Annotated in this window: 17 protein-coding genes; 6 read left to right on the forward strand and 11 right to left on the reverse strand. The window is 55.2% G+C overall.

The features are described from left to right. The first annotated feature begins 35 nt into the window (after window positions 1-35). The 3 genes from AOC04_RS01805 (at window position 36) to AOC04_RS01815 (ending at window position 3372) form a co-directional block, all read left to right on the forward strand. Window positions 36-941 carry a flagellar protein MotY gene (locus AOC04_RS01805; RefSeq protein WP_060690890.1) on the forward strand — a complete coding sequence of 302 codons (906 nt, stop codon included), beginning with the start codon at window positions 36-38 and terminating at the stop codon, window positions 939-941. Window positions 942-1069: 128 nt separating this feature from the next. Further along, window positions 1070-2287, forward strand: coding sequence for an argininosuccinate synthase (locus tag AOC04_RS01810; protein WP_060690891.1), 1218 nt, complete (start codon window positions 1070-1072; stop codon window positions 2285-2287). Window positions 2288-2745: 458 nt separating this feature from the next. Further along, window positions 2746-3372 (forward strand): response regulator transcription factor, encoded by a 627-nt coding sequence (locus AOC04_RS01815; RefSeq protein ID WP_060690892.1) that lies wholly within the window; start codon window positions 2746-2748, stop codon window positions 3370-3372. Window positions 3373-3458: 86 nt separating this feature from the next. On the opposite strand, the gene AOC04_RS01820 is transcribed toward AOC04_RS01815, so the two are convergent. From AOC04_RS01820 to metG, 4 genes are all read right to left on the reverse strand, one after another. Then, window positions 3459-3647 (reverse strand): PA3496 family putative envelope integrity protein, encoded by a 189-nt coding sequence (locus tag AOC04_RS01820; RefSeq protein ID WP_060690893.1) that lies wholly within the window; start codon window positions 3645-3647, stop codon window positions 3459-3461. A gap of 106 nt (window positions 3648-3753) precedes the next feature. Next, entirely contained in the window at window positions 3754-4392 is a 639-nt protein-coding gene (gene nth, locus AOC04_RS01825) for an endonuclease III (protein ID WP_060690894.1), read from the reverse strand. A gap of 51 nt (window positions 4393-4443) precedes the next feature. Further along, entirely contained in the window at window positions 4444-5433 is a 990-nt protein-coding gene (rsxB, locus tag AOC04_RS01830; protein ID WP_060690895.1) for an electron transport complex subunit RsxB, read from the reverse strand. Window positions 5434-5609: 176 nt separating this feature from the next. Continuing rightward, window positions 5610-7661: a methionine--tRNA ligase gene (gene metG / locus AOC04_RS01835; protein ID WP_060690896.1), complete on the reverse strand. Its 2052-nt coding sequence runs from the start codon at window positions 7659-7661 to the stop codon at window positions 5610-5612. A 147-nt stretch (window positions 7662-7808) separates the two neighbouring features. Between metG and apbC the strand changes: the two genes are divergently transcribed. Further along, the gene (gene apbC, locus AOC04_RS01840) at window positions 7809-8903 is read left to right on the forward strand and encodes an iron-sulfur cluster carrier protein ApbC (RefSeq protein WP_060690897.1); all 1095 of its coding nucleotides are present in this window, start codon (window positions 7809-7811) and stop codon (window positions 8901-8903) included. 210 nt (window positions 8904-9113) lie between these two features. On the opposite strand, the gene AOC04_RS01845 is transcribed toward apbC, so the two are convergent. Beyond that, complete coding sequence (locus AOC04_RS01845) at window positions 9114-9323, reverse strand: cold-shock protein (protein ID WP_002554837.1); 210 nt, start codon at window positions 9321-9323, stop codon at window positions 9114-9116. Window positions 9324-9676: 353 nt separating this feature from the next. Between AOC04_RS01845 and dcd the strand changes: the two genes are divergently transcribed. Together dcd and AOC04_RS01855 are read left to right on the forward strand one after the other, a co-directional pair. Continuing rightward, on the forward strand, window positions 9677-10243 hold the full coding sequence (dcd, locus tag AOC04_RS01850; protein WP_003443164.1) for a dCTP deaminase: 567 nt from the start codon (window positions 9677-9679) through the stop codon (window positions 10241-10243). Between the two features lie 94 nt (window positions 10244-10337). After that, window positions 10338-10538, forward strand: a complete 201-nt coding sequence (locus AOC04_RS01855; protein WP_060690898.1) for a hypothetical protein — start codon at window positions 10338-10340, stop codon at window positions 10536-10538. 156 nt (window positions 10539-10694) lie between these two features. Here the strand turns inward: AOC04_RS01855 and AOC04_RS01860 are convergent, their stop codons facing one another. The 6 genes from AOC04_RS01860 to AOC04_RS01885 all read right to left on the reverse strand — a co-directional run bounded on the left by AOC04_RS01860 (window position 10695) and on the right by AOC04_RS01885 (window position 17647). Then, window positions 10695-11459 carry an ABC transporter ATP-binding protein gene (locus AOC04_RS01860; protein ID WP_060690899.1) on the reverse strand — a complete coding sequence of 255 codons (765 nt, stop codon included), beginning with the start codon at window positions 11457-11459 and terminating at the stop codon, window positions 10695-10697. Between the two features lie 7 nt (window positions 11460-11466). Next, a complete protein-coding gene (locus tag AOC04_RS01865; protein ID WP_060690900.1) occupies window positions 11467-12588 on the reverse strand; it encodes a succinylglutamate desuccinylase/aspartoacylase family protein in 1122 nt (373 codons plus the stop codon). 9 nt (window positions 12589-12597) lie between these two features. Then, window positions 12598-13308, reverse strand: a complete 711-nt coding sequence (locus tag AOC04_RS01870; protein ID WP_060690901.1) for an ABC transporter permease — start codon at window positions 13306-13308, stop codon at window positions 12598-12600. Next, window positions 13305-14033, reverse strand: coding sequence for an ABC transporter permease (locus tag AOC04_RS01875; protein ID WP_060690902.1), 729 nt, complete (start codon window positions 14031-14033; stop codon window positions 13305-13307). The genes AOC04_RS01870 and AOC04_RS01875 overlap by 4 nt, the downstream gene beginning before the upstream one ends. Window positions 14034-14089: 56 nt before the next feature. Further along, window positions 14090-14872 carry a transporter substrate-binding domain-containing protein gene (locus AOC04_RS01880; RefSeq protein WP_060690903.1) on the reverse strand — a complete coding sequence of 261 codons (783 nt, stop codon included), beginning with the start codon at window positions 14870-14872 and terminating at the stop codon, window positions 14090-14092. A 312-nt stretch (window positions 14873-15184) separates the two neighbouring features. Further along, entirely contained in the window at window positions 15185-17647 is a 2463-nt protein-coding gene (locus tag AOC04_RS01885; RefSeq protein ID WP_060690904.1) for a penicillin acylase family protein, read from the reverse strand. Between the last annotated feature and the right edge of the window lie 137 nt (window positions 17648-17784).

The raw sequence follows: 17784 nt of genomic DNA on the forward strand, positions 1-17784 counted from the left end.
CTGTTTTTTTGCGGTACAAGCCTGTGGAGGCTGCGGTGCGCCAGTGTTATCTCATCCTGTTTGGCATATTTGCCAGCCTGCCTGCCATGGCCATGACTTTTCAGACTCGACTGGAGAACATTGAGTGGAAAGTCGAAGGCGATAAATTCGAGTGTCGCCTGATTCAACCGATTACCGATTTCGGTTCTGGAGCTTTCGTACGTCGTGCGGGAGAACAAGCTGTTTTTCGCCTCAATGCCTACAACTCAGTGCTGGGCGAGGGGGCTGCTACTTTGCTGGCCGCAGCTGCGCCATGGCAGCCGGGGCGGGGTGACATTGATCTGGGCACGGTACGCATTGGGCGCGGACAAGTACTCTTTAATAGTTCGCAGGCTCAGGCAGGGCGCTTGTTTCGTGGGTTGCTGGAGGGACGCAGCCCGCTGGTGAGGCATTACTCATCTACGGGCGGTTTGTCGGAGGTACGTTTATTGCCGGTCAAATTTCGCCAGGCCTACAGCGATTACGAAGCCTGTACTACAAAGCTATTGGCCAAAAACTTTGAACAGGTACGTCAAAGTCAGATCGGGTTTCCTGGTGGTGGGATCGAGCTGGACATCAAGGCCCGGTTCACCTTGCAAGTCATGCTCGACTATCTAAAGGCAGACCCTACAGTCAATCACCTCATCCTTGAGGGGTATTCTGACAATAGCGGCAATCGTTTGACCAATCGCGAGCTGTCACGGCGCCGTGCCATGGCTGTGATGAGTTACTTCAAGGAGAACGGCCTGCAGGAGTCGCAGATGACACTGCGTTTCCATGGCGAGCAATACCCCTTGGCACCTAACAACAGTGCTGCCAACCGCGCTAAAAACCGTCGCGTCAGCGTACGTCTGGAGCGCGTGCCCGAACCTGAAAGAGCGGCTCCTCCTGCGCCTGCCAAGAGCTCGGGGACAGTGTCCTGAGTTGCAACCATTGGTCGCCTTGTTGAAACTTACTGTCGCCTTGTCGTCATAACGTGTCGCGCCTCTGTAAATTTATGCACTTGGGCGGTAGACTGTTCGGCTTTTCGAACAACCCGTGGAGTGATGGCATGGCGGACGTAAACAAGGTCGTTCTGGCTTATTCGGGCGGCCTGGACACTTCGGTGATCCTCAAGTGGCTGCAGGATACTTATAACTGTGAAGTCGTAACCTTTACCGCCGATCTGGGGCAGGGTGAAGAGGTCGAGCCTGCACGCGCCAAGGCGCAAGCCATGGGCGTCAAGGAAATCTATATCGATGACCTGCGCGAAGAATTTGTTCGAGACTTCGTGTTCCCGATGTTCCGTGCCAACACCGTTTATGAAGGCGAGTACCTGCTGGGTACTTCCATCGCACGTCCGCTGATTGCCAAACGTCTGATCGAAATCGCCAACGAAACCGGTGCCGATGCCATCTCCCATGGCGCGACGGGCAAAGGTAACGACCAGGTTCGTTTTGAACTGGGTGCCTACGCACTGAAACCAGGCGTCAAGGTTATTGCCCCATGGCGTGAGTGGGATTTGCTCTCGCGTGAAAAGCTGATGGATTATGCAGAGAAGCATTCCATTCCGATCGAGCGTCACGGCAAGAAAAAATCCCCATACTCGATGGACGCCAACTTGCTGCACATCTCTTACGAGGGCGGTGTGCTGGAAGACACCTGGACCGAGCACGAAGAAGACATGTGGCGTTGGACCGTCTCTCCGGAGAACGCGCCTGACACTGCGCAGTACCTGGAACTGACCTACCGCAACGGCGATATCGTTGCGCTGGACGGCGTTGAAATGACGCCGGCGACTGTACTGGCGACCTTGAACCGCATTGGTGGCCAGCATGGTATTGGCCGTCTCGACATCGTTGAGAACCGTTATGTCGGCATGAAGTCCCGTGGCTGCTACGAAACACCAGGCGGCACCATTATGCTGCGGGCTCACCGTGCCATTGAGTCGATTACCCTGGATCGTGAAGTTGCTCACCTGAAAGACGAGTTGATGCCCAAGTACGCCAGCCTGATTTACACCGGCTACTGGTGGAGCCCAGAGCGCATCATGCTGCAACAAATGATTGATGCTTCCCAGGCTCATGTGAACGGTGTTGTTCGCCTCAAGCTATACAAAGGCAACGTGATTGTTACTGGTCGCAAATCTGACGAATCGTTGTTTGATGCAAATATTGCGACATTCGAAGAAGATGGCGGTGCTTACAATCAGGCTGATGCTGCCGGATTCATCAAGCTGAACGCCTTGCGCATGCGTATTGCCGCGAACAAGGGTCGTAAGCTGTTCTGATATACCTGCAGATAGAAAAGCCCGACCCGCAGGTCGGGCTTTTTTTTGTCGGTCTGCCACGTCATAGCGGATGTTTCGGATCTCATTAACCCCATCCTCAAGTGTCTGAATTAGCCGTGGAGGTTTGATCCACTAAAGATCCAGGCATATGCCTTTCGAGAGTTGCCGTTGTTGAAGTGGCGCATAACCTTTGTCGCCATTTTAAATGTCGGTTATGAGAATAAGTATTATTGGTTGGGCGTTTACTACGGATTGGGCTGTATACCTGGTTAAAGCAGTCATGTAGCGAAAGGATGTAACAAGTGTTTAATGTTTAGAAACGTTTTTAGGATAACTCTTTATTTTTTGTAGGATATTTCTTTAATTGTTGTTGGAGGGTTAGATGCTATCCCCAGGGATGGACAACTAGGCTATTGTGCGGCCTCTAAAAATTAGTACAGTGGAAAATGGAATTACCCATGAATAAAGTGCTGATCGTGGATGATCACCCTGTGGTTCGTCTTGCTGTACGTATGCTCATGGAACGACATGGCTACGAGGTCATAGCAGAGACGGATAATGGAGTAGATGCATTGCAACTTGCTCGGGAACACACGCCTGATATTGTAATTTTGGATATCGGGATTCCCAAGCTTGACGGGCTTGAAGTTATCACCCGCTTGTCAACACCTGATGCGCCGATGAAAATACTGGTATTGACCTCGCAAACCCCGGGCCATTTCTCCATGCGCTGCATGCAGGCGGGAGCTGCAGGTTATGTCTGCAAACAGCAGGATTTGACCGAACTGCTTAGCGCTATCCGGGCCGTGCTTTCAGGGTACAGCTATTTCCCCAATCAAGCTTTGCACGCTGTGCGTTCCAACTTGGGAAATGCCAGCGAAGCCGAGATGGTCAATCGCCTTTCGGGGCGAGAAATGATGGTGCTGCAGCAACTGGCGCGTGGTAAGAGCAACAAGGAGATAGCGGATGGCATATTTCTCAGTAACAAGACGGTGAGTACATACAAAACACGTCTTTTATTGAAGCTCAATGCCCGATCACTGGTTGATCTCATTGAACTGGCCCAGCGTAATGGTCTGGAGTGAAATACACGTGATTCGCTGATCTTCGACAGTCCCTGAAAACAAAAAGCCTCCGCTAATGGAGGCTTTTGATGTCGCGAGCTTAAAATTTAAAGATCGTATGGATAATCTTCCAGCTCCTTTTGCAGCCGTTTATCTGCCAGAAGCGCATCAATCGTCCGGCGCTTGGCCAAATTGGTTTTAGCGACCTCGACTACAGGCTCAACGATCTCGTCTTTATCTGAGACAGGAAAATCTTCTTCTACTTCCACATCCAGTTGTTCTTTGCCAGTGCTCATTCAGTTCACTCCAGGCTAAGACGTTCAATGGCGCCCCTTATAGCGATAATCGCTGCGCGGGTAAAAAAGATTTTCTCAATCGATCAGTACATAAACGCTCTATCGCTCAATCGTCAGAGGTCTTTTCCTTGAATTCGCACAGGTCTTCTATGCGGCAGCTCCCGCAGCGCGGCTTGCGCGCCTGGCAAACGTAACGACCATGCAGGATGAGCCAGTGATGGGCATCCAGCAGGTAAGGCTTGGGCACGAATTTCATTAATTGCTTTTCGACCTCGACCACATTTTTGCCTGGTGCAATGCCGGTTCGGTTACTGACCCTGAATATATGGGTATCTACGGCCATGGTCAGCTGTCTGAAGGCGGTGTTGAGCACAACGTTTGCGGTTTTACGACCTACCCCTGGAAGGGCTTCAAGCTCTTCTCGGGTTTGTGGCACCTGACCGGCATGCCGTTCAATCAGCAAGCGACAGGTTTCGATCACGTTCTTGGCCTTGCTGTTATACAGGCCAATGGTCTTGATGTACTGCGAAAGCCCTTCCACTCCCAGAGCGTAGATGGCTTCTGGCGTATTCGCGACCGGGAACAACCTGGCCATTGCCTTGTTCACGCTCACATCAGTGGCTTGCGCTGACAAAATCACGGCAATCAATAATTCGAAGGGTGATGTGTAGGCCAGTTCGGTTTTGGGCTCGGGATTGTCTTCGTGAAACCGGCGAAATATTTCAAGGCGCTTTGCGGCGTTCATGGGTAAAAACAATTCCTGGAGGGCGATCCGTTATCTCAGGGCTAAAATTTATCAGGCTTTGGGTTCTTCCAAGGTACTGACTGCCAATTCGGCCTGTGAAACCGCGTCATTTAAAAGCGCCAGTTGTGCACCTTGTTGTTCTTGGGTGATGGCTTTTTTAAGTTCAGCCCGGCGCATGGCGAGCTGAATTTTTGCACGTTTAAGCTCTGCGTTATTTATAACAGGCGCGCTGGCAGAGGAATCAGGGCCCGGTTCCATTTGGGCGAGTGCCTGTTCAGCTGCTTCAAACTGTTGTTGAAGAATGACCAACTGCGATTGCTGCTGTGCCGTTGGAGGATGACCAAAGGCTTTAAGCGATTTGTTTAACTGGGCGCGTGCCATTGCCAGTGTGACTTTGGCTTTTTTCAACGCCATCTCGTCGAAACTGGAGGGGGCGTTTGTTTGCCCTTTGAGTTGACGGGGGGGGTCGACTGCAGGTGGGCGTTGGGCGCGTGCCAGGCGTTCTGCCTGTTTGTGTTGCTCCTCACGGCGCAGGCGTTCGGCGCGCCGTTCATAGCGGCTACGTGCATGCTCGCGCTTCAGATGGCGAGCCTTGTATTGCTCAGCTTCGCGGGCAAGTCCGCCAACAATCGGGATTATATTGGTGGGCAGTGGACGCATCTCGATGCAGTCGACGGGGCAGGGTGCCACACAGAGGTCGCAACCGGTGCATTCATCAATGATGACAGTGTGCATCAGCTTGGCTGCGCCGAGGATCGCGTCGACGGGGCAGGCCTGGATGCACTTTGTGCAGCCGATGCACTCAGCTTCGCGAATGTAGGCTACTTGGGCTGGGGCTGTACCACGCCCGGTGTCGAGCGCCACTACAGCAATACCAAGCAAGTCTGCCAGTGCGGCTATGGTTTCGGTCCCGCCGGGCGGACATTTATTGATGGCCTCGCCCTGGGCAATGCCTTGCGCATAGGGTTTACAGCCGGGATGGCCGCATTTTCCGCATTGGGTTTGTGGCAATAATGCGTCAATACATTGAGTCAGGCTCATGGTGTTATCAGTCCAGCGACGACGGGCCGCACCCGGGCGACACTCATCATGCGCAGTGAATAATAGGTGTGAGGCGGTTATATGAGCGGCGCTGATTATCCGAGAAGACAAGGAGGGCGGCTACAGATCAATATCCACTAACGGCTAGTTGGCCGTTAGTGGATGGGGGAGGTGTGTTACTTGATGCGCTGACCTGGCTTGGCGCCGCTGTCCGGGCTCAGCAGGTAAATTTCTTCACCGCCAGGACCCGCAGCCATCACCATGCCTTCAGAGATTCCGAAGCGCATTTTTCGTGGTTTCAGGTTGGCAATCATCATGGTCAGGCGACCTTCAAGTTCAGCCGGGTTCGGATAAGCGCTTTTGATTCCGGAGAACACATTGCGTTGCTCATCACCGATGTCCAGTGTCAGGCGCAGCAGTTTATCTGCGCCTTCAACGGCTTCGGCCTTGAGAATCAGAGCAACTCGCAGATCCACGGCAGCAAAGGCATCGAATTCAATTTCGGCTGCCAACGGTTCTTTTACCAGCTCACCGTTGCCTTGAAGGGCTGCGTCACCGGTATCAGTCTGGCTGGCCACCAGGTCTTCTTTTGAGGCATCGCTCATGGCTTGTACTTTTACCGGGTCGATGCGCGTCATCAGCGGTTTGAATGCATTCAACTGATGATTGGCAAGCAAGGTGCTGTGATCTGCCCAGGTCAGAGGTGCAACGTTCAAGAAGGCTTCGGCGTCAGCTGCAAGTACTGGCAGAACCGGCTTGAGGAAGATCACCAATTGACGGAACAGGTTGATGCCCAATGCGCAAACAGCTTGAACTTCGTCCTGCTTGCCTTCCTGTTTGGCCATTGCCCACGGCGCTTTTTCTGCAATCCAGGCATTGGCCCTATCGGCCAGGCCCATGATTTCACGCATGGCGCGAGCGAAGTCGCGGGCTTCATAAGCCTCGGCAATGCTCGGTGCAGCAGCCAGGAACGCATCGGTCAGCTCGGGAGCAGCATTGCCCTCGACCATTACACCGGCGTTACCTTTGTGAATGAAGCCGGCGCAACGGCTGGCAATGTTCACGACTTTGCCGACCAGATCCGAGTTGACCTTCTGTACGAAGTCTTCCAGGTTCAGATCAAGGTCGTCGACGCCACGGCCCAGCTTGGATGCATAGTAGTAGCGCAGGTATTCAGGTGACAGGTGATCAAGGTAGGTGCGAGCCTTGATGAAGGTGCCGCGGGACTTGGACATCTTTTGACCGTTGACGGTCAAGTAGCCGTGAACGTTGATCGCTGTTGGTTTGCGATAGCCTGCGCCTTCGAGCATGGCTGGCCAGAACAGGGCGTGGAAGTTGACGATGTCCTTGCCGATGAAGTGATACAGCTCGGTGGTGGAGTCCTTGGCCCAGTACGCGTCGAAGTCCAGTTCCGGACGGCGTGCGCAAAGGTTCTTGAAGCTGGCCATGTAGCCGATTGGCGCATCCAGCCACACATAGAAATACTTGCCAGGTTCGTCCGGAATTTCGAATCCGAAGTACGGTGCGTCGCGGGAAATATCCCACTGCTGCAATCCGGCATCCAGCCATTCGGCGATTTTGTTAGCAACTGCATCTTGCAGTGCGCCGCTTCGGGTCCAGCTTTTAAGCATGGCGTCGAAGTCTGGCAGTTTAAAGAAGAAGTGCTGCGAATCCTTGAGTACCGGGGTAGCCCCCGAAATTGCGGACTTGGGATTCTTCAGGTCGGTTGGCGCATAAGTCGCACCACATTTTTCGCAGTTATCGCCGTACTGATCATCCGTGCCGCATTTAGGGCAAGTGCCCTTGATGAAGCGGTCGGCCAGGAACATTTTCTTTTCCGGGTCGAAATACTGGGTGATAGAACGGGTGGCGATATGGCCTGCTTCGCGCAACTTGATGTAAATCGCACTCGACAGCTCGCGGTTCTCTTCGGAGTGGGTCGAATGGAAATTATCGAAATCGACGAGGAACTCGGCAAAGTCGGCGCTGTGTTCAGCCTGGACGTTGGCGATAAGTTGTTCTGGCGTGATGCCTTCTTTCTCGGCACGCAACATGATTGCCGAGCCGTGGGCGTCATCTGCGCAGACGTAAGTGCATTGGTTGCCGCGATGCTTCTGGAAGCGCACCCACATATCGGTCTGGATGTACTCAAGCATATGGCCAAGGTGAATTGAACCATTGGCATAGGGCAGGGCGCTGGTGACGAGGATCTTGCGTGGCTCGGACATGGGGCTCGGCTACTTGATGAGACGGTGGTCGGCCACTATAAAGCGCCGGGCAATTTATTTCACCCCGTCGGCGTGTATCTGATCGTTAACAGTGTTTTTGTAGGTACGATAGCGTGCTGTTTTATTCAGTCTTTTCGGGAGTTGCCCATGAGCGCAGTCAATCGCGCAGCGGTGGAGGCTGTCCTTCGCCAATACACCGACCCTTATTTGAATCAGGATCCGGTCACTGCCGGATGCGTACGAAACATTGAAGTTCAGGGTGAGCACGTGAGTGTTCAGCTAGAGCTGGGTTATGCCGCCGGTCTGTTCAAGAGCGGCTGGGCGCAAATGCTGCAAATGGCTATCAGCAATATGGACGGGGTGTCTTCGGCCAAGGTGGATGTCAGTTGTGTGATTGCTGCGCACAAGGCCCAGGCGCAAATCCCTGGCCTGGCCAATGTGAAAAACATCGTCGCGGTTGCTTCCGGGAAGGGTGGTGTCGGCAAGTCGACTACAGCCGCCAACCTGGCGCTGGCGCTGGCGCGTGAAGGTGCGCGGGTCGGTATTCTTGATGCGGATATCTATGGCCCGAGTCAGGGCGTGATGTTTGGCATTGCTGAAGGTACTCGTCCGAAAATTCGCGATCAGAAGTGGTTTGTGCCGATTGAGGCCCACGGTGTTGAAGTCATGTCGATGGCGTTTCTGACCGACGACAACACGCCAATGGTATGGCGCGGTCCAATGGTATCCGGCGCATTGCTGCAGCTGGTTACGCAGACTGCATGGAATGACCTGGATTACCTAGTCATCGATATGCCGCCTGGCACGGGCGATATTCAGCTGACTCTGGCACAAAAAGTCCCGGTGACCGGTTCGGTGATTGTGACCACTCCGCAGGATCTGGCATTGCTGGATGCACGTAAAGGTGTCGAGATGTTCCGCAAGGTGAACATTCCGGTATTGGGCGTTGTGGAAAACATGGCGGTGCACATTTGCTCGAACTGCGGCCATGTTGAGCATTTGTTCGGCGAAGGTGGTGGTGAGAAGCTGGCCACTGAATACGGCGTAGAAGTACTGGCGTCACTACCACTGTCGATGGCCATTCGTGAGCAAGCCGACAATGGCAAACCAACCGTGATTGCAGATCCGGATAGCCCTGTTGCGTTGATCTATCAGGAGTTGGCCCGGCATGTGGGTGCGCGGATAGTCTTGTCTGAGGCTGCTTCGCAGGCCATGCCTACGATCACCAGCAGCGACGACTGACGGTTAGCCGCAGCAGGGGATGCAGTTTGGCTGAAACGCTGAGTAACTGTGGGAGCTGGCTCGCCAGCGATTACATCTACATGGTCTGAAGTCGAACCGCATCGCCTGTATCGCTGGCAAGCCAGACGGTGCAGGGGGTTGCTGGGGCTTTTATTGCGGGCATAAAAAACCCCGCTTTTAAGGGCGGGGTTTTTACTGGATCAGTACAAGTTAGATAACTTGAACTTCCTCAGCTTGCATGCCTTTCTGACCGCGGGTAGCGATGAAAGAAACCTGTTGGCCTTCTTTCAGGCTTTTGAAGCCGTCGGATTGGATTGCTTTGAAGTGAACAAACAGGTCGTCACCGGATTGTGGAGTGATGAAGCCGAAGCCTTTTTCATCGTTGAACCACTTAACGGTACCAGTTTGGCGATTAGACATGGTGTAACTCCTTGAACAAAGAAAACTGCGACGCAGGAAAAGCCCTGGCCGAGACTGAGTGCAAAGAGCAGGAAAAATTCTTGGAGATGGTTGGATCGAAATTCAACATATCGTGTAGAGATTCTCAGTGACACAAGCAGCACAGTGGCGCCACCTTAACCCTTTTTGCCGAACGTGCAAAGGGTCTTTGCGAAGGTTTCTTTAAAAACGTGACTGACGGTTGTCCTGACAGCCCGTATTCAGGGGTTGTGCAGCTATTTTCGTTATTTTTGCCCCAGCCTTTTGAACCGGACCTTGGGGGGCGGTAAGATGCCCGACAGAATTTTTCTACCTCGCTATTCAGGACACCCGCCATGAGCATCAAACCAGACAAGTGGATTCGCCGCATGGCGCAAGAACACGGCATGATCGAACCTTTCGTCGAGCGTCAGGTGCGTGGTGAAGGCGAAAACCGCCTGATTTCCTACGGTGTGTCGAGCTATGGCTACGACGTTCGTTGCGCGAATGAATTCAAGGTGTTCACCAACATCAACTCGGCCACCGTTGATCCCAAGAACTTCGATGAAGGCAGCTTTGTCGATGTCACCAGCGATGTGTGCATCATCCCGCCCAACTCCTTTGCTCTTGCCCGTACGGTTGAATATTTCCGTATTCCGCGCAACGTGCTGACCATCTGCCTGGGTAAAAGCACCTACGCACGTTGCGGGATCATCGTTAACGTGACGCCGCTCGAGCCCGAGTGGGAAGGCCACGTCACGCTGGAGTTCTCCAACACCACAACATTGCCTGCCAAAATCTACGCCAATGAAGGTGTGGCGCAGATGCTGTTCTTCGAGTCAGATGAAGAGTGTGAAGTGTCTTACAAGGACCGTGGCGGCAAGTATCAAGGGCAGCGCGGCGTAACCTTGCCTCGCACCTGACGAACTGAGGGAATTCCTGAGCGAATTGACACTCTATTGAGTGTATTTCCGGTTACGCACCCAGCGAGCCGGATCATCGCTCAGGAGTTGCCCTATGAAGATCGATCCGAGTATCCGCGCCCAACTGGCCAGTCTTGAGCCTAATCAGGTGGGCGTGCTGGCCTGGTCGCTGCTCGCTCAGCCCCAGGTGCATGCAGGTGGCATTCCCGGCCAGCCTGACCAAGATACCCCGCTCCCTAACGAGCCTGGTGTACCCACTATTCCGGATGAGCCACCACCCGCTCCTGTGGCCTGATCACAGGCCGCATCGGGCCTGTATTCAGACATACAGGCGTACGGAGCGGTCCCATATGGACCTCTCTTGCGGTATCCCTTTGTCATGCAATGGCCAGGTGAGCGTACGCACTCAAAGTGCGTGTCTGTCAGGACGCAGGTGTCACAAAGGGATGGCCTATTTCAGATTGCCGCTAAGGAATTGGCGCAAGCGCTCGCTTTTTGGATTATCCAGTACCTCCAGTGGCGTGCCCTGTTCCTCTACCAGGCCTTGATGCAAGAACATCACCTGGCTTGCCACGTTGCGGGCGAAGTTCATCTCGTGGGTCACCATGATCATGGTGCGGCCTTCTTCGGCCAGGCCTTGAATTACCCGTAACACTTCGCCAACCAGTTCGGGGTCCAGCGCCGAGGTGGGTTCGTCGAACAGCATGACTTCCGGTTCCATTGCCAGTGCCCGGGCAATAGCCACCCGCTGTTGCTGGCCGCCGGACAGAAATGCCGGGTATTGACTGGCAACCCGGGCAGGCAGGCCGACCTTGTCCAGGTAGCGCCGAGCACTCTCTTCAGCCTCTTTTTTACTGACCCCCAGTACACGACGCGGTGCCAGGGTGATGTTGTCCAGCACTGTCAGGTGACTCCACAGGTTGAAGTGCTGAAACACCATGGCCAAACGGGTGCGCAAGCGCTGCAACTCGTCCTCGCTGGCCACCCGCATGCCGTGTTTGTCACTGACCATGCGAATCAGCTGGCCATCAAGGGTCATGGCGCCATCGTTGGGTGTCTCTAGAAAATTGATGCAGCGCAAGAAGGTGCTCTTCCCTGAGCCACTGGCACCGATCAGGCAGATAACATCCCCGGTTTTAGCCTTGAGTGACACGCCTCTGAGGACTTTGTTGTCGCCATAGCTTTTATGCAGGCCTTCGACGGTAAGTTTGTACATGCTGACCTCAAGGGGAAAGAAGATAGCCGCTACGATAGGCATGCTGCCCGGCTACATGGGCGATCACCATGCCGGCAGTTGCCATTCGCCGCAGTGAGCGGGCGTAGAGCAAGCCTGCTGCGGTGCAGTAAACCGGGGTCACACGGTCGCTGACAGGGTCAATGACTTCGGCAATCAGCTGGCCAGCCTGCAGGTAATCTCCGGGGTTTGCACAAAACACCAGGACTCCTCCTGCAGGCGTCGCAACGGGTTCCACGCCGGCCAGCGGAGTTGCGGGGTAGGGCAGAGGGGGAAGAGGCCCGGGCTCGCCCTCAATCGCGCCAAACCCGATCAGATAATCAATCAGTGCCTGGCAGTCCTGCTCGGCGAGCGCATGGCTGACATCACCCTGGCCGCGCAATTCTACAGTGACGGAAAAACTGCCCTGTGGAATGGCGAAGTCATGTGCAAAGCGTTGTTGTAATTGCCACCACAGCAGCGTAAAGCACTCATCAAATGACAACCCGCCTGAATCTGTGGCCAGCAGGCTGGCTTGTGCCCCGAGATAGCGCGCCAGCGGTTCTACCTGCGGCCAGGCCTCTGGTGTGGTGTACAGGTGCGCCACGGCCTCAAAGTCACAATGCAGGTCCAGCACCATATCCGCGTCGCAGGCCAGAGACTGGAGGGCCAGGCGTTGCGACTGCAGTTGCGTTGTCGGCACTTGTGCCGCCAGCGCTTCGCGCAAGTGGCCACGGATCAGTTGTCGGTTATGCAAGGGATCGTGGTTTAACAAACCCTCGAGCTCATCACCGATTTGTGCACTGAGATCGATGAAGTGGCGATTGAAATTTTGCCCGCTTTCCAGTTCATACCGGCCCAGCGGGATGTCCATTAATACTTGCTCCAGCCCCGCGGGATTGGCCACTGGCACCAGCACAATTTCGCTGCGCAACCGGCCTTCGCTTTCCAGGGCCGCCAGGCGCTGCTTGAGGTGCCAGGCAACCAGCATGCCGGGCAGCTCGTCGGCATGCAGCGAGGCTTGGATGTAGACCTTGCCCTGTGGCTTCGAGGGGCCGTAGTGAAAGCTGTGAATATGCCGCTCGGTGCCCGGCACGGGTGCCAGCAAGGGATGGATTTGATGTCGTTGCATGTGAAAATCCTAGTGTGCAGGGCCCAGAAAGGCTAACCAGCGGCGTTCCGCCAGCCGGAACAGGCCGACCAGAATGAAGGTGACGCACAAGTAGATGATTGCCGCGATCCCGAAAGACTGAAATGTCAGAAAAGTCGCCGAGTTTGCGTCCCGAGCGACTTTCAATACATCCGGGATAGTTGCGGTGAAGGCAACAGTGGTCGAGTGCAGCATCAGAATCACCTCATTGCTGTAATACGGCAATGAGCGACGCAAGGCTGAAGGCATGATGATGTAAGCGTAGAGTTTCCAGCCGCTTAGCCCATAGGCCTTGGCCGCTTCAACCTCACCATGGGCCATGCTGCGAATGGCCCCGGCAAAAATTTCCGTGGTGTAGGCACAGGTATTGAGCGCAAACGCCAGAATCGTGCAATTCATGGCGTCGCGAAAGAACGCATTGAGCTCGGGCTGTGCGCGGACTGCCGCGATGCTGTAGATCCCGGTGTAGCAGATCAGTAACTGGATATACAGGGGCGTACCGCGAAACAGCCAGGTGTAGAACTGCACCGGCCAGCGTACCCAGCCTCGGGATGAAACCCGTGCAATGGACAGCGGGATCGAGACCACAAAGCCAATCACCAGCGATGCACTCAATAGCCACAATGTCATTGCCAGGCCAGTGATGTGATAGCCGTCGCTGTACAGAAACGGTCGCCAGTACTCTTGCAATAGCTCCATCATCGCACTGCCTCCCGGGCGCCTGCGCCATAGTGGCGTTCAAGGCGGCGTAAAACGAAGTTCGAGGCGCTGGTTATCGCCAGATAAATAAACGCTGCGACGACCAGAAAGAAAAACAGCTGGTAAGTGCTTTTGCCCGCATCCTGAGCCGCCTTGACCAGATCGGCCAGACCAATGATCGACACCAGCGCTGTGGCCTTGAGCATCACCATCCAGTTGTTGCCTATACCCGGCAGGGCGAAGCGCATCATCTGCGGGAAGACCACATAACGGAACCGCTGGCCGCGCTTGAGGCCATATGCGGTGGCTGCCTCGACCTGGCCGCGGGGGACGGACAGGATGGCTCCACGAAAGGTTTCTGTGAAATAGGCCCCATAGATAAAGCCCAGGGTAATGACGCCTGCGCTGAACGGGTTGATTTCGACGTATTCCCAGTCCATTGCATCGGTAAGGTTGGTGAGCCAGGTTTGCAGGCTGTAAAAAATCAGCAGCATCAGCACCAGGTCGGGTACGCCGCGAATCAGGGTGGTGTAGAGCTGGGCAGGTATGCGCAGCAGTTTATGACTGGAGAGTTTGGCGCTGGCGCCGAGCAAGCCGAGCAACACGCTCACTGCCAGCGACAGCACCGATAATTTGAGGGTCATCCATGTGCCTTGCAGCAACAGCGGGCCAAAGCCCTGCAAGCTGAAAGCCGGAAGCCCAAGGTTCTGTAAAAGGTTTTCAAGCATCGGATCGAACCTATGGCAGTCAAAAAAGCGCCCACCCGAGGGTTGGCGCCAGAGCATTATTTGCCGCTGTACAGATTCAAATCGCCAAAGTGTTTTTTCTGGATCGTGGCGTAGGTGCCATCGTCGTGTAACGCTTTGATACCTTTATTCAATAGAGCTTGTAGCTCTTTGTTACCTTTCTTGATGCCTATTGCGGTTTTGGCAGGTAACAGTTCGCTGTCTACGGGTTTGCTGACTTCGTATTCCGCGCCTTGCGGGGTTTTCAAAAAGCCCAGTTCGGCTTGCAGCATGTCCTGGATCGAGGCGTCGAGGCGGCCTGAAATCAGGTCGGCATACACCTGATCCTGGTTGGCATAGGCCTGGGTGGTCACCCCGGCCTTGTCCAGTACTGCCTTGGCGTATGCCTCCTGGATAGTGCCTTGCTCATAGCCGACCTTTTTGCCCTTGAGCGATTCAGGCGTGGCGTCCAGGCCAGTGCCCTTTTTGAACACCAGCGCGGTGGGGCCGGAGAACAGCTCGTCAGAGAAGTCGATGACCTTTTCGCGAGCCGGGGTTACGGTCATGGAAGAGATCACACCGTCGAATTTGTTGGCTTTAAGCCCCGGAATGGTGCCGTCGAAATCGCTCTCGACCCACGTGCATTTTGCTTTCAGCTCGGCGCAGATGGCATTGCCCAAATCGATATCGAAGCCCACCAGGCTGCCATCGGCGGCCTTGGATTCAAACGGTGCATAGGACGGATCAACCCCGAAACGCAGCTCTTTATAGTCTTTGGCCAAAGCGGTACCTGCTGCCATGCATAAAGTCAGTGCAGAGAGGGCCAGAAATGCTTTTTTCATTATTCAATCCCTAAAACCGATGAGCGCTTGTGGCGCGTGATGACTGCTACTGGAGTGCTACGTCGGCAGAGAAGTAGCAAGTTCCGAACCACAGTGGGACAGGGAATGGATTAAAGGGAGAAAGAGGTCTGGGCAACGAGTGTCTATGCCCGAAAAAAGAGCGCCATAAAACAGCTGCACACAAAGAGTGCATGGCTGGTCTGTGGGCGTTTGCTGGCTTGCTCCCACAGAAACGGAGTGTGCGGTTGGCACTCAGTCTGTGGGAGCCGGTTTGCCGGCGATGGCGTTAACCCGGTTACCGATGGCAGCGTTCTATTTGCCGGGGACCAGGGTCAGGCGCGTATTGCCATACACCTTGTCGAAGTTCTGCGGTTGCATCGGGAAGCTGATGTACTGGCCCTTGAGCCACGGATCGATGCCGTCGGTGTAGTGCTGGCTGGACGGGTTGCTGGATTGGCCCGTGCTGTTTTGCCCCATCATCGGTTCGATCTGACCGAAGTCGACGATCATGCGCATGGCCGGGATCAGCGTTGTCTCGAAGTTGTTGCCGCCAACGTTGTAAGCCGCAATGTTCAGCGTGCTCTGGTCGCCGCCTGCTGCCACCGGGCCGCGCACTGTCTGGCCATCGGCATTACGCCACAGGTAATAATGCAGTTTGCCCCATTGCCAGGCCTTGTGATCGCTGCCCATCAAGCTGTCGCCGGCACTGATGGCTGCCGCCAGGCTGCGGGCCAGAATCGTAGGCTTGTCTTCTTTGTGCGGAGTGCGAATATCGTCCCAGAACGGGCTGTCCTCGCGCCCAAGCAGGTGATCGGCCTGGGCCGAATACGACAATCCGCCGTTGGCAATAAAAGCCTTCCAGCTGGCACTGCTTTCTGGTCCCAGTTCATCAAGGAAGATTTGCTTGGTGCTTTCTTGCAAAAACAGCTCGTACAACGCCGCATCCGCTGAGGCCGGGACAAGTTTGCCGTCAAACGTCATAAGCCGGCCAAGGGCCTCGCGTGCCTTGGCCTGGTCAGCCGCGGGCAAGGCTGCGATCGCCTGCTTCAACGGCTGCGCCATGCCGGGGGCGGCAAACATGGCTTTTAATTTGGCGGCGAACAAGGTGGTTTGGTCGTACTGCATCGCGATCATGCTGCGAGCATCCTGCTTGCCAGTGCCAGCCAATTGCGCAAGGCGTTCGCTGCGCTCAGGGGATAACCACGAATTGGACAGCTGCATGCCATAGCCATAGGCAGCCGTACGCTGGTTGGCCGTGCCCAGCCAGCCTTGTGCCGGGTCCTGGTCATAGGGGTGCAGCATCGGATCGGCGTAACCGTCCCAGTCGTAGCGGCCTTCCCAGCCCGGGGAGGGGAACAGACCAAGACCTTCACGGCGGTTGGGGTACAGCCCGGTCACTTGCCAGCCGAAGTGCTTGGCGTCCGCGTACAACAGATTCAGCGCTACGGCCCTGATCTCGCGGCTGGCGTCAGAGGCTTTCTCGCTGTCCTGGGCGCGGGACAGATCGAAAAATGCATCAAGAGTTTTATCGCCCTTCAAGTCCGGGGTTTGCAGGGCAAGGCCAAGGCTGGCGTTTAAATCAGTCTGAGTGCTCCAGGAACTGTTGAGCAGCGGCCCGTGGCGTGTTTCGTAAATGGTTTGACGAATCGGACGCTGACCTTTGACGAAAAAGGTTTCGTTGCGCACCGTTGCGGGTAGCCATTTTCCATCAGCCAGGTAGTACAGGCTGTTGCCCTGACGTTTGAGTTTCTCCAGAAACACATCCTGGTTATCCCCCATGGCCATGCTCATGCCCCATGCCACCTTGCCGTTGAACCCGGAGAACAGGGTTGGCAAGCCGGCAATGGATGCACCGGCGGCCTGATATTTAGGGGCGCGGATTTGCACATAACTCCACGCCGAAGGCACGCCTATGGGTTGATGCATGTCGTTGGCCAGCAGGCTTTTGCCACTACGGCTGCGCTGTGGACCAATCGCCCAGTCGCTCGAGGCCGTGACCCCGGGCAAGCTCAAACGGGTGACTTGCTCAAGGGCAAGGCTCACATCGCTTAACCCTGGCAGCGTGCTCCCGGGGATCAGCCCCTTGAGTTTGTCTGCCTCGGCTGTGGCCAGGGCTTCATTGGGGTAGGTTGGCGTCAACCACGGGAGCTTGTCGGTGCCGACCTTTTGCGCCAGTACCAGCGAGTTGAGCTCCTCTTGCAAATTGACCGACATGGAGAAGTTCAACAGGCTGAAAATCAGCGCTGAATCTTCAGGTTTCCAGTATTCGACTTTATAGCTGGCTTGCGCCAGGTCGGCCGGGAGCTTGTCGCGGTAACGGAACAGATAGGCGTTGACCCCGCGGGCATAGACTTCAAAGAATTTTTTAAGGCGCGGGGATGCGCTTTTATAAAGTTCGTCAGCATTTTTTTTCAGATTGACGCTGCGCATCAACCTGTCGCTTTCCAGCGCATCGGCACCGTTCAACTCCGCCAGCCGGCCTTGGGCCAGCAAGCGTAAACGGACCATCTGGCTGATACGGTCGCTGGCGTGCACGTAACCGAGGGTAAACAGGGCGTCATGAAAGCTGCTGCTTTCGATCAGTGGCATGCCCTGGCTGTTGCGACGTACAGATACATTCTGCGCCAGGCCTTTAAGGGGCTGTACACCGGAGGTCGGTACCAGGCTTTCTGAGGCATGGTTGTTTATCTGGCAACCCGTCAGGCCCAACAGGCTGACCACTGCCGCGGCAACGCCGAACCGGGGTAGAAAATGTGTAAGGACTGGCGAGGCCATGGCAAAGCTCCTGCGGGGGGTAGTGTCATCGAAAGGCGCTACGTTAGTGAGGCCGATGACGCCGCGCAAGCGCTATCTCACGGCGCTGTAGAGAACGCTGGAGCGGCGGGTGAAGGCTGCGATACGGGCCGCGTGAC

The organism is Pseudomonas versuta (assembly GCF_001294575.1).
Taxonomy (GTDB): domain Bacteria; phylum Pseudomonadota; class Gammaproteobacteria; order Pseudomonadales; family Pseudomonadaceae; genus Aquipseudomonas; species Aquipseudomonas versuta.

Excerpts from the sequence above, each read along its gene's own strand:
- AOC04_RS01810 (WP_060690891.1), top strand. The coding sequence starts at position 1,070 with ATGGCGGACGTAAACAAGGTCGTTCTGGCTTATTCGGGCGGCCTGGAC.
- AOC04_RS01815 (WP_060690892.1), top strand. The coding sequence starts at position 2,746 with ATGAATAAAGTGCTGATCGTGGATGATCACCCTGTGGTTCGTCTTGCT.
- AOC04_RS01820 (WP_060690893.1), bottom strand. The coding sequence starts at position 3,647 with ATGAGCACTGGCAAAGAACAACTGGATGTGGAAGTAGAAGAAGATTTT.
- nth (WP_060690894.1), bottom strand. The coding sequence starts at position 4,392 with ATGAACGCCGCAAAGCGCCTTGAAATATTTCGCCGGTTTCACGAAGAC.
- rsxB (WP_060690895.1), bottom strand. The coding sequence starts at position 5,433 with ATGAGCCTGACTCAATGTATTGACGCATTATTGCCACAAACCCAATGC.
- metG (WP_060690896.1), bottom strand. The coding sequence starts at position 7,661 with ATGTCCGAGCCACGCAAGATCCTCGTCACCAGCGCCCTGCCCTATGCC.
- apbC (WP_060690897.1), top strand. The coding sequence starts at position 7,809 with ATGAGCGCAGTCAATCGCGCAGCGGTGGAGGCTGTCCTTCGCCAATAC.
- AOC04_RS01845 (WP_002554837.1), bottom strand. The coding sequence starts at position 9,323 with ATGTCTAATCGCCAAACTGGTACCGTTAAGTGGTTCAACGATGAAAAA.
- dcd (WP_003443164.1), top strand. The coding sequence starts at position 9,677 with ATGAGCATCAAACCAGACAAGTGGATTCGCCGCATGGCGCAAGAACAC.
- AOC04_RS01855 (WP_060690898.1), top strand. The coding sequence starts at position 10,338 with ATGAAGATCGATCCGAGTATCCGCGCCCAACTGGCCAGTCTTGAGCCT.
- AOC04_RS01860 (WP_060690899.1), bottom strand. The coding sequence starts at position 11,459 with ATGTACAAACTTACCGTCGAAGGCCTGCATAAAAGCTATGGCGACAAC.
- AOC04_RS01865 (WP_060690900.1), bottom strand. The coding sequence starts at position 12,588 with ATGCAACGACATCAAATCCATCCCTTGCTGGCACCCGTGCCGGGCACC.
- AOC04_RS01870 (WP_060690901.1), bottom strand. The coding sequence starts at position 13,308 with ATGATGGAGCTATTGCAAGAGTACTGGCGACCGTTTCTGTACAGCGAC.
- AOC04_RS01875 (WP_060690902.1), bottom strand. The coding sequence starts at position 14,033 with ATGCTTGAAAACCTTTTACAGAACCTTGGGCTTCCGGCTTTCAGCTTG.
- AOC04_RS01880 (WP_060690903.1), bottom strand. The coding sequence starts at position 14,872 with ATGAAAAAAGCATTTCTGGCCCTCTCTGCACTGACTTTATGCATGGCA.
- AOC04_RS01885 (WP_060690904.1), bottom strand. The coding sequence starts at position 17,647 with ATGGCCTCGCCAGTCCTTACACATTTTCTACCCCGGTTCGGCGTTGCC.